8 protein-coding genes and 1 pseudogene are annotated in these 10,691 nt (G+C 56.6%); 4 read left to right on the top strand and 5 right to left on the bottom strand.

The genetic code is table 11. The annotated features are described in order from the left end of the window. A pseudogene (locus N554_RS36605) lies at positions 1-589 on the bottom strand (IS630 family transposase); the annotation flags it as partial. 732 nt (positions 590-1,321) lie between these two features. Further along, on the bottom strand, positions 1,322-1,948 hold the full coding sequence (locus N554_RS40505; protein ID WP_156042173.1) for a M48 family metalloprotease: 627 nt from the start codon (positions 1,946-1,948) through the stop codon (positions 1,322-1,324). An 848-nt stretch (positions 1,949-2,796) separates the two neighbouring features. Between N554_RS40505 and N554_RS0129095 the strand changes: the two genes are divergently transcribed. Then, on the top strand, positions 2,797-4,293 hold the full coding sequence (locus tag N554_RS0129095; protein WP_029586689.1) for a toll/interleukin-1 receptor domain-containing protein: 1,497 nt from the start codon (positions 2,797-2,799) through the stop codon (positions 4,291-4,293). A gap of 99 nt (positions 4,294-4,392) precedes the next feature. Here N554_RS0129095 and N554_RS0129090 read toward each other — a convergent pair whose 3' ends face one another. Continuing rightward, complete coding sequence (locus N554_RS0129090) at positions 4,393-5,133, bottom strand: CHAP domain-containing protein (RefSeq protein WP_156042172.1); 741 nt, start codon at positions 5,131-5,133, stop codon at positions 4,393-4,395. A 101-nt stretch (positions 5,134-5,234) separates the two neighbouring features. Between N554_RS0129090 and N554_RS40500 the strand changes: the two genes are divergently transcribed. Beyond that, positions 5,235-5,405: a hypothetical protein gene (locus N554_RS40500; protein WP_156042171.1), complete on the top strand. Its 171-nt coding sequence runs from the start codon at positions 5,235-5,237 to the stop codon at positions 5,403-5,405. Positions 5,406-6,073: 668 nt separating this feature from the next. Here the strand turns inward: N554_RS40500 and N554_RS0129070 are convergent. Next, entirely contained in the window at positions 6,074-7,255 is a 1,182-nt protein-coding gene (locus N554_RS0129070; protein WP_029586686.1) for a trypsin-like serine peptidase, read from the bottom strand. Positions 7,256-7,271: 16 nt separating this feature from the next. Next, positions 7,272-8,927, bottom strand: coding sequence for a S1 family peptidase (locus tag N554_RS0129065; RefSeq protein ID WP_029586685.1), 1,656 nt, complete (start codon positions 8,925-8,927; stop codon positions 7,272-7,274). 873 nt (positions 8,928-9,800) lie between these two features. On the opposite strand from N554_RS0129065, the gene N554_RS37615 reads away from it, so the two are divergent. After that, entirely contained in the window at positions 9,801-10,274 is a 474-nt protein-coding gene (locus N554_RS37615) for a hypothetical protein (RefSeq protein WP_051677772.1), read from the top strand. Positions 10,275-10,461: 187 nt separating this feature from the next. Beyond that, positions 10,462-10,691: helix-turn-helix domain-containing protein (locus N554_RS39015; RefSeq protein ID WP_197033790.1), on the top strand; the 230-nt coding region annotated here is incomplete at its 3' end.

Genomic DNA, 10,691 nt, shown 5'->3' with positions numbered 1-10,691 from the left:
GACCGGTTGCTCGCGATCAAGTGCCTGGATCTGGCTTTTCTCATCGATGCTGAGAACAAGGGCTCGGTTCGGCGGGGACAGGTAAAGGCCGACGATATCGCGTACCTTGTCGACGAACAGCGGATCGCTCGACAACTTGAATGTCTGGCTACGGTGTGGCTGCAAGCCGAACGCCGCCCACATTCGGCGGATCGTGGTGTGGGAAAAGCCAGTTTCCGCAGCCATTGAGCGGATCGACCAGTGCGTCGCGTCGACCGGCGTCGTGCGCAACGTCCGCTCGATCACGGCAGCAACCTGATCGTCGTTTGATGGTTCGAGGGCGGCCGGGGCGGGCTTCGTCGAGCAGGCCATCACAGCGATCCTTCAAAAACCGGCGGCGCCACTTGCCAACGGTGTGCTCGTGGATGCCGAGTTCGGCAGCCACAGATTTGCTTGGCAAGCCGTCCGCACATCGCAGGATCGCGCGGCACCGCTCCGATAGCGACCGCGCAGCACGGTGACGACGGACTTGTCTCTCCAAGTACGCCCGCTCCTGCGCACTCAGCACCAACGGCTCGATCGGCCGGCCTCTCACACCTGCATTCGCCACAAGCGCTCTCCTCGAAGGTTTCGAGCGCTAATTTATAATGCGACGGACTTGGGTTCCAGATGACTAGGCTCGCCATTCAAGTCAAAGTTACGGCTTCAGGCTGAGAACGCGGTGCTTCGACATCAATTGAATGTTTTGAGGCGCAGGCTACATGGTCGCGTCCGGCTCACGAACCATGATCGCTGGTTCTTTATCCAGCTGTATCGCTGGTCCATCAATCCTGCAGGTTCTCACAATCATCCGGCCTGAGACGCTCGTGCGGTGGCACAGGGCCGGCTTTCGTCGCTATTGGCGTTGAAATTCTAACTCGCGGGAAGGGCGCCCGCAGATTCAGATAGAGCTGCGTATGCTGACACGGCAAATGAGCATGGAGAATCCGCTTTAGGGCGCGCCACGCATCCACGGCGAACTGCTCAAGCTCGGGTTCGAAATCGCGCAGTCGAGTGTCGCCAAGTGCATGGTCAAACGACGCGGGGCACCATCGAGGTTCAGCACCGCCGCAGCCGATTTCCTGACCTCGGAGGAGGAGCAGAAATCAATTTCCACTTCAACGCTTCCCGCGATGCAGCGTCTCACGGAGCTTGTCACCGATGGCAAGGTGACAGTGGCGGGCAGTCTGCCGGAGGAAGATAGGCTTGCGGCACTCGCAGAATTTGAGGGAACCGATACGATCGAGATCAGACGTGAGGGCACCGTCGATGAAAAGATGGTCGCAACGCACATCTTCATTTCTTACAGCCAAGAAGACGCGAGCATTGCCAAAGCGATTAGAGAGTGCCTTCTTCGGCTTGAGGGGCCTGCCGTGCAAGTGTTCTTGAGTGTAGGTGACATGGCAAATTCGTCGAGCATGTTCGAAGTCACAGTGATCATTCCGCGCCGCATAAACTGCTTAGCTACGAATAGCTCAAACATTCCATGCCCTTGCATAATGAACATCCGCGGCGCCGGAATCGAAAGAAATTCTGACGCTTGCTTTAGAACAGAATGGATATGTGGATATTGATCAGAGGAAGCCTCTATGCAGTGACCCAAAATGCTTGCCTGAAAGAGCTTCGAGCTGATCCAAGACAGAAAGAGCCCTGCTAGGCCAAAGAAGACAATTGGTGAAATGATTTCGGGAGAATTGACCATGAGTGCAAACAGAAGTACGCCAAAAATGGCATTCACCGCCCAAATGACCCCAAGGTACACAGCTTCCTTTGGATCTCGAACATCCGACATCGATATTCTTTGATCAGCAGCTAGTTGCGGGAGAGTGATCTCAGCAACATCGAATAAAACGCCAGTCGGCGTCAGTTCAGCCGTTGTGGTGTCTGGTATGCGTTGGTCGATGGCAGGCGGTACTACAATTCTTTCCACGGCCGGAGCTCCTCGCAGTTGCGGTGGCTCAAAAGTCTCAAAATAGTTTCCGACGAGCGCTCACTATTGCTCGCAACTCCTCGAATCGCCTAATGGTCCGGCCAGCGTTTCAGCGCCAATCTGTCCGATCGCGATTAAGGTGGCGGGGGACGCGCGACCCAGAAACAAGCGCCTCGTGCCAAACTCGCTGTGATCAGAACGGCCGACGCTTGACCATCCTTAAAATTTGGGAATGTTGCGCGTCATTATCCGGATCAATGCGACCGCACCTCAATATTGAGTTCCAGACAACCAAAGTCTAAACGAAACTAATACATTATACAACTTGTCAGCGAAATACACTAGTCGCTTCAAATGTACCAGAGCAAGACAGTTGCGGCTTCGGAATAAACGCCTTTAGAGGGCAATCAATTGCCAGCGAAAACTTAGTGTTTGGGCGATGATATGATAGGGTATAGCTGGCGCCTGCTACTAAACGGCCGAAAGCTTTTGTTGCACTTTCAGTTATTTTTATTTCGAATCGCCGTCGCGCGGGCCGTTGAAGTTTGAAGGCCGATGCTGTTCAATCAACCGCTACCAGCTTTGGGCGCTGATGTTTGCCTAAGAACGAGAAACCCTGCAACGACCACAAAGCCAGAATTCAGAGCCATCCTGTGAGCTGCTTCACACTTGAGGTCTCGAATCTTGCCTATTCTGAGGTCAACCAAGCGGCGTGACAGCCGCACCTTCTGGCGTTGTCCGCCTCGAAGTCGCGGAGAACGGAACGGGCAGTTCGCATGCGCCAGCAATGTTTGTGGAAACATGATTGCCTCGTTGCCATCGTTCGTTGTTCGATCGGGAGCAGTACGATGCCTTATTCGACGGCGGAAAGTATCAACATCTTTCTGAGTTATGCGCACGAGGATCAGGCGATCGCGGATACCATCGCGAGCACACTTCGGAAAGCCTTTTACGATACGTTCGACATCACGATGATGAGCGAGTTTCCGGTCGGCTTGAATTGGCGTCGCTTGATCGACGACAGTATCGAGTCGACCGACATCATGATCGCGATCGTGACGGGCAGATTGAAGCCTGGGCATTCGTTCACTGGCTACGAGATTGGCAGTTTTTCCACCTCCATGCGGTTCAAGCCGAACATGGGCATTGCACCGAAACTGGCGAGGCGGATGATTCCGTTCGCCGTTCTCGACAAGACACCGGCGGCCATCAACGACTTTGAAGGGATCGATATCGAGCCCAAAGCCCTTCATGCAGTGTGGTTCGATGCCGGTAATGCGCCGCGTGAAATTGAGAAGCTTTCTTTGGACGGTAGCGACACTGCGACCGAAGGAGTCATCAAGTTTTTGAGTGATATCCAGGACATCATCAGCGAAGCGCTGCCCAAGAAGGAGGCAAAGCTCAGTCATAGCCGGGAGCGCATCGATTTCTTCAATTCACTGGCGCTGTCCCTTTGTCAGAAGCTTTTCTCAGACATCAGCAATAGGGAGAGGAGCGTCGTCATTCCGAAGAGCAAGCTGATCATCCGCGTACAGCCCGGCATAAGGCTGAAACGGGACGCGTTGACGACGGTCTCGGTTCAGACGCAAGGCTCATGCCGAGACTCGTTTGGGATAGACCAAGACGATCAGGTCTACGATTGGGAGTCCTTTTTGAAGTTCGCTTCGAGCGAGGATGTCGCCTATGCGTGGAATGAGGCATTTCGCTCGCTTCTGGCCTCGCTCAATACGACCGACTTCGTCGAAAATAATACGATACTCTCTTATGATAGAAAAAGGACTTTCCGTCTCTTCGTCGCCCGGCTAATCACGCTCTATAGCGGCATTCGCGAATATCACGTCTACGTTATCCCCTTGCTCAAACCAAAAGACTACGGCGACCCGTCTACGACCCTGTTGCTCAAGGCGCTACAGGTAAGCTTGGGTTATCGCTTCATGTTCCTGGAGGGATCTAGCGACTTCTCGCCAGATATTATTCGGGCAACGAAGCTGACCGACCTTCAATCTAGGGTATCGGCCATGCGAAACTCGCTGAACATGCTCCTGCAGATCGCAGATGACGGTGGTTTGAATGATCCTGAAGCAGTTGTTGCGATCCTCGGTGTCGAAGGCATCGAAGAGGTGTTCGAGATGTGGGACAAGGAGAAGAAGAGCCTGTATATGGCCGCGGGCAAGATTCTGGTCGAACCTGTCGATGCCGGCGTAAAGGCGGCTTTCGTTGCCCAGTTGAGCTCCTTTTGCGATCACACGAGAGACCTGAACCAGCGATATACTTCGCGCGTGATGGACGCGCTGCAACAGAGAATTGGCGAGGACAGGCAAATGCATGGCTCGATCTCGCCATAGATAAGCGGCACCTCTCGTTGTTGGGAGTGACGCGATACGGCGGCTCTCTCAGGGAAAATCCCTCATTGAGAATCGCTTTAAAATCCGCGGTGGACCCGTTCAAGCTCCGGCGGGGACGTCATAGGTCTTCACATAGCCCAGAACGGCCCAGCGAAAGGGCTGCCGGTTCTTTCTTGCAACAAACCCGCCGTTACCCTGGTTGGGTCCGTCGTCGGGGGAGGTATTGAATTCGATTGTATGCAGCGAAGTTGCATCGGCGCTTTGCACGATGCCGATATGCTGCGGAGTGGATTTTCGATGCCAATTGTAAAGAATGAGCCATCCTGGTTTCGGAGTAGCCGTCTCGCTCACCCACAATCCCCGCGCCTTGCTGTCATTCTCGATCGTCTGGCAACGCGCATCCGGCCTGAAATAGTAGGCTCGCAGCGGCTGCAGCAGTGAACGGAAGAGGCCGAGGCGTGTTTCGGGGCCGTAGGGGATCGTTGGTGCGAGATCGCAGAAGGATTTGGCCGTGGCCCAGGAAACGCCCGCCGCGCAAAACGGATAGGGGGTCCCGTTCTCATCCGCAAAATCCAGTCCCAGAAGTTTCAGATACTCCGTCACGCGCGGTTGGTTGCTCCGCCTACTGACACCGGCATCCGCCTCGGCGCTGGCGGTAGCGAGCAGTTGTTGGGCAAAAAGCGCCCCCGCATCCTTCTTTGCAAACTGTGCCGGGGATTCAAGGCCCGTCGCCGCTGTGATCCTGTCGAGTTCGTCGATCTGGGTGTGGTACAGCGAAAGCGTTTCCTCGGGTAATGCCGGGTCGCCGCCTTGGGATTCCAGAGCCAGTTCGCTGGACATCATCATCTCCTTGATAAAGCGGATCTCAGGTAAGGCTGGTTGTCGTGTATAATTAACTCTAACACAAGTTTAGCCGAATGTCTCGAGGGGAGGAAGAAACCGTGGGCGACCTTCTCACCGTCTCGGAATCCGACAATGAAGCGCTTGAAGCAGTCAGGCGATTTCGAGATGGCCAGCAGCGCTTCGGACACCAAGAACGCGCCGGCTATCGCGGGATCGACCACCCCGATTTCGAATCGGGCTTTCGATCTGATCGTGATGCTCGAGGCTAGGGTGCCTACGAGCAAAGCTATTCCACTCCGACCAGCTCCAAGGCACGTCCGGCGTAACGATCGGAATAGGCTATGACGTTGGCTACGTTTCCAAAAGCTTGCCATGCAGGATTAGCAGGACGCCATTCCGGATGCAGTGATTGCCGCTCTGGAGGCCATGATTGGCGTCACCGAGGCCGACGCCGACCAACTCGCGCATGATCTGCGCACCAACGTTGACGTTCCCTGGAAAGCGGCGATTGCGGTACGTCGCAGCAAAGCTACTCCAAAATGGGTGGCATTGAGGGGAGAGGGCGCTCCCCAAATAGCAGCACTTTGAGCGCCGACAGTCTCGGTGCGTTGGTCTCCCTGGCTTACAATCGCGGCGCTTCGTTCGATTCCCAGGAGCCAAGATACCAAGAGATGCGAGCGACCAACGACGACATGACGTTCAAAGCGTTTCCGATATCCCGGCGCAAATCCGCAATATGAAGCGCTTGCAGCCTACGGTGAAAGGCCTGCGGATCCGACACGATCTTGAGGCCCAGCTATTCCAGGATGGCCTGGGCGACGGGGTGCGAGAGATTTGCCGTTCTCGATGTTCGATAGTTGCGAAGCCTATGGTCGTGAATCCCTGCCAATTTCCGATGCGGTTCGGGTCGTACCTTGCTATGCGGGTAGTTGCGCTGTCACTCGGCATAATTGACGCCAAATCGAGCAAGTTCGGATTTCAGCATTGCGAAGGCGTGCGCATAGTTTTCCCGTCTGGGACCGCCGCCAAAATGCAATCCGATCACGGTCGATCCGTCGCCGAAATCCGTGACCATCGAACCCGAGTTGCCACCGAGGGTGGACGCATCATGTTCGAAGGCCCATTGTTTGCCGCCGTCGTCGACGGTCCCGATTCCTGCGTCGATCTGGCCGGGCGCGAGCCTTTTCACGCCAAATTCGTCTCGAAAGAGCGAGCTCAAGACGTTGGCAAATTCGGTCCCGATGGCCGGGTCTCCAGATCCGTAATAGAGATCGGCCGCCGCCGGAAAGCCGACGATGTAAAGATCGCGTCGGGATGAGACAGTCCCGCTCTTGCTCGAAAGAACCACCGGGGCGGGGAGTATTGCGCCGGCAATGAGCGGTTCGATCGATAGCAATGCGACATCGAGTCGTTTCGGATCGAGTCCAAGGATGGGCTCGGGGCCAGCAAAGACGACCTTTGTAATTTTGAAACTCAGCGTCGCCGAATTGTCGATTTCGCCTATAAAATCAATCGTTGTATCCTGGTAGAGGCTCCAGTTGCCGTCGGTGCCCTGCACCGCGAAGGTCTGCAACACGTGGCGATTTGTGATCACCAGGTCCTCCCCAACTAGGAAGCCTGTGCCGGAGTAGGAAAACCGGCTTTGCCGGACCCCAATCCTTCCCACGGCAGGAAGCACGTCTCGGATGGGGTGGATATGAGAGTCCAACGCCTCGCCCCATTTTCCCGCTTCGACGCCGGTCCTGTCCACGTCTCCGCCGCGAATGAAGAAGACCGGCCTCGATCCGTCCGCATGGATGACGGCCTCAACGCCCAGGCGCTCGTTCACCGAGAGCTTTGCGGCGTTTCCTTCGGAAGCGAGCTTTTTCAGTCCCGTTTCAGCACCGTTCGTGACCCTGTCCACTAGTTCGTTGCTGCCCCGGAATCTCGTCTTAGTGCGTCCCAAGGCTTTATTGAGGAGGCCGATCGATTGCTTGATCCTTGCATCGTCGAGCGGAGCCGTGGCTTCGGAGGCGCTTTCGAGCCTTTCTGTGGTCGATACGCCAGGCCCGCGAGTCAACCTCGCATACAGTGCTCCGCTGGGGAGCGCGGAGGTCTTCATATCCATTTCCTGCGGCATTCGACGACTCCCGGACTTAAAAGCAGAATTCCAGGTCTTTGTCGGCCGCGAGCGCGTCTGAGATGCTGGCGAGGGCAATGCCTTCGTTGGCTCGGTAGGTGCCGGCCTTTCCGTTCAACTTGCGCATCTCGGCGCTCCCGCTGTGATGGAGCGCGATGGCTCTCCATTGACGCTCGACGAAGACCGGGCTCCCCGAATTGCCGTTGGTTGTCGGCGTCGTATAATGCATGAGGACAACGCCCGCCTGGCCGGGACGGCCGGTCGGAGGCGCCTCATGGTCAAGCAGCCGGTTGTCCCGGAATGAAAATGCCAATTCGTTGCCGCCAGAATGCCCGATGACATACAGCGGGCTGCCGCCGTCCGTCGGCGGAAATTGTCGGCACATGGGAATTGGCTTGATGTCGGCTGGACAGCCGTCGATTCTCAAGACCGTAGCATCGTGCCGGCCGACCGGCGAACTCCAGACAATCTCCTTGATCGGAAAGGTTTGCTCGGGATCGTGGCCTTCGAAACGAACACTTGCGGAATCGATTGATGGAATCGCGGCGCCGGAGGGGCTAGGATCGCCGATAACATGGGCATTGGTCAGCACAAAACAGCCTGCGTCGCCGCCGGTCTTCCTGTTCCTCAGTCTGACAAGAAATCCGGTCCCCATGCGCACCGGACGATTGAGCTCATTCGGCGCGCAGATTGCGGCAACGGACTTCGCCCGGTCGATTCCCAAAATCCACCAGTCGATCAGCCTTGGCGCTTCGTCTCCGAACGCTTTCTGGAGGTCGTCCCTGCTCTTTTGCAATTTTTCCGAGTCAAGGGTGCCGCTGGCGATTTCGGCCGCGCTCATTTGCACCGCGAGTGTCCCCGTCCAGATCAGTAGCTTGGCGCGCAGCAGTCCTAGCATGGACGCAACCATGGGTGGGGATCGGGGGCCATCCAGTGCCCAGACCTCGGTCAATTGCCGCAACAGGCTTTCGACCGGGAAAGGTTTGGACGCACAATCGAGAAAGAGCTTCAATCGCTCGGCCGCCGCCTGCCAATTTTTGGCGCCGAGTTCGGCCTCCACATAGGTCGCATGCCACCAGACGTTGGTGCTCTCGCGGGCCTCATCGAGAACCTGCTTCAGCCTGTTCGAAAACGCCGCCGGGTCCGTGTCGCGGCTGGCTGCGCCACTTAAGCTTTGGTGGATCGTCAGCAACGCAGCGAGATTGCCGCCGTGCCAGAATGCCTTGGTGGGCTCCTTCTCGAATGCCGTGCGATAGGCGGCAATCGCTTCGTCGAGAAATTGGCGTGCGCGATCCAAAGTCCGATCCGGAGAGTCCAGGAATATCTGCTTTGCAACACGACCCAACAGGCCTTGGAGTTCGAACCAGTGAGGATGCCCCCCCGGAACGAGCGCACGCGCGGCAAGTAGCACGTCCCGTGCGGCAAACGGCATCTCACGATTAACCAGTGATTGCGCCGAGTAAACGATGTTTTGAACATCGTTCGGCTCATAAAAGCGTATTCGGTCCGCGATGATGCCGAGTTCGTCGTAATAGGTCCTGTTTCGTGCTTCCTCGGCGAGATCCCGCGCCACGGAAAGGGCTATATCGAATGCGGCGCCTGTCGTGTCCAGGGCGAACAGGGCGTTCCTTCGTTTGCCTTGAAAGTTCTTCCTGCCTGAATCGCAGATCATCGTCTTTCTCCGGAAGGCGGTATCTCGCTAATGGTTTTGACGACCGAGATAATTAGATCTGAAAATACTGCGAGGTTGTAGTGTTGCATATAATTCACCCTTTAGTATAGCTTCAAACCTATTCTTCAGAAAACTTGCTGACGAAAAGTCGCCTCACCGGATGAGGCGCAATCGACATGGTCGACGCTCCGATCCGCGTTTTGGATCGAGCATAGCTGACATTTCAGGCGACCTTTTTGAGTCCACGGCGCGCACGGAACCACTGTGACAATGGGAGATGAGCAATCCGATGGCAGAACCGGATTGGCTACTCGATTACACCCGTACCCCAGCAGGCCCTAAATGCTCCGCGCGAGTTGCGCATCGTGCTCGAGTCGAAGTAGCCCGTAGCCGCTGAGGCGACACAGGATGACATCGCGGCCGCCTATCGCTTGACGGTTCGTGTCTCGCCGCTTTTCGGAGGGTTCGGAGAGGAGGGGCAGACGATCTCGGCTTTTTGCTATTGCGTATTCCGGGAGTGTCGGTTGGCGAATTGCCGGAAAGTCCGTTTGCCCTTGCGTACGATCTTGTTGACCGCCTGCATCTGGTCTCCGTGGAGCCCGATCTGTCGACCGATTTTTTTATGGAAGATCCACGGGAGGTAGCGCGGCGCGCATCGCGCGCGCGATGCTTCGGTTCCTCAGCGCAATTCGGGCAGGGCGCCGCGGCAAGCGGTGATCCGCGTTTGATCGCTTGTCCCAGACCAGATAAGCATCATCACGCTGCAAGTGGGAGTACTCTGTTATGCCGAAATCTGCGGTCATTGGCCTTGCGGGCCGGCGGATCGACCGGGCGGACGCAAACCCGTCGCGATTCCCATCAGGCAATGTCGGTTTGGTCGCCGAACGGCTAGCCGAATTATTCAGAAGCGAATCTGCAGTCGCATTGGTCTGTTCGGCGGCATGCGGCGCCGACATCATTGCCCTCGAAGAGGCAGAACAACAGCGGCTTCGATTGCGAATTATCCTGCCATTCGAGCGGTCACGATTTCGCCGGACCTCCGTAACCGACAGGGGAGAGGACTGGGGGCGGCGTTTTGACCGGCTAACGGATCTCGCCAGCAAATCCGGTGACCTGTTGGTCCTTGACGACGCGCAGAAGGACGATGATCTGCTCTACGCGGCGGCAAATTCGCGAATCCGCCAAGAAGCTGCGATGCTCGCGCGCTCGCTGTCCGGCGCTCCCCACAGGATTCTGGCGGTGGCCGTTTGGGAGGGGCAGCCCAGGCCTGGCAATGATCTAACATGGAATTTCCTGCGAGCTGCAGAGAACGAAGGTTTAGAGACACGCCCCGTTTTGACAACATAAGACTCGCGCCGTCGTCAGAGGACATCGGCGGCGGACCTGAAGCATGTCCACCCGTTCGATGGTTTTCAGGACATACCAGAATTTCTGTCGGAATAGTGGAGATCCAAGAGACGCAGATAACTAGTCATCTGGAACCCAAGTCCGTCGCATTATAAATTAGCGCTCGAAACCTTCGAGGAGAGCGCTTGTGGCGAATGCAGGTGTGAGAGGCCGGCCGATCGAGCCGTTGGTGCTGAGTGCGCAGGAGCGGGCGTACTTGGAGAGACAAGTCCGTCGTCACCGTGCTGCGCGGTCGCTATCGGAGCGGTGCCGCGCGATCCTGCGATGTGCGGACGGCTTGCCAAGCAAATCTGTGGCTGCCGAACTCGGCATCCACGAGCACACCGTTGGCAAGTGGCGCCGCCGGTTTTTGAAGGA

This window comes from Bradyrhizobium sp. URHD0069 (genome assembly GCF_000701345.1).
GTDB lineage: Bacteria > Pseudomonadota > Alphaproteobacteria > Rhizobiales > Xanthobacteraceae > Bradyrhizobium.
Note: the sequence above shows the minus strand (reverse complement) of the source record. Positions and strands in the feature narration are given on the sequence as shown.

What these genes read in the sequence shown, in the direction of transcription:
- N554_RS0129065 (WP_029586685.1), bottom strand. Translation starts at nt 8,927, where the DNA reads ATGATCTGCGATTCAGGCAGGAAGAACTTTCAAGGCAAACGAAGGAAC.
- N554_RS0129090 (WP_156042172.1), bottom strand. Translation starts at nt 5,133, where the DNA reads ATGTCCAGCGAACTGGCTCTGGAATCCCAAGGCGGCGACCCGGCATTA.
- N554_RS0129095 (WP_029586689.1), top strand. Translation starts at nt 2,797, where the DNA reads ATGCCTTATTCGACGGCGGAAAGTATCAACATCTTTCTGAGTTATGCG.
- N554_RS0129070 (WP_029586686.1), bottom strand. Translation starts at nt 7,255, where the DNA reads ATGCCGCAGGAAATGGATATGAAGACCTCCGCGCTCCCCAGCGGAGCA.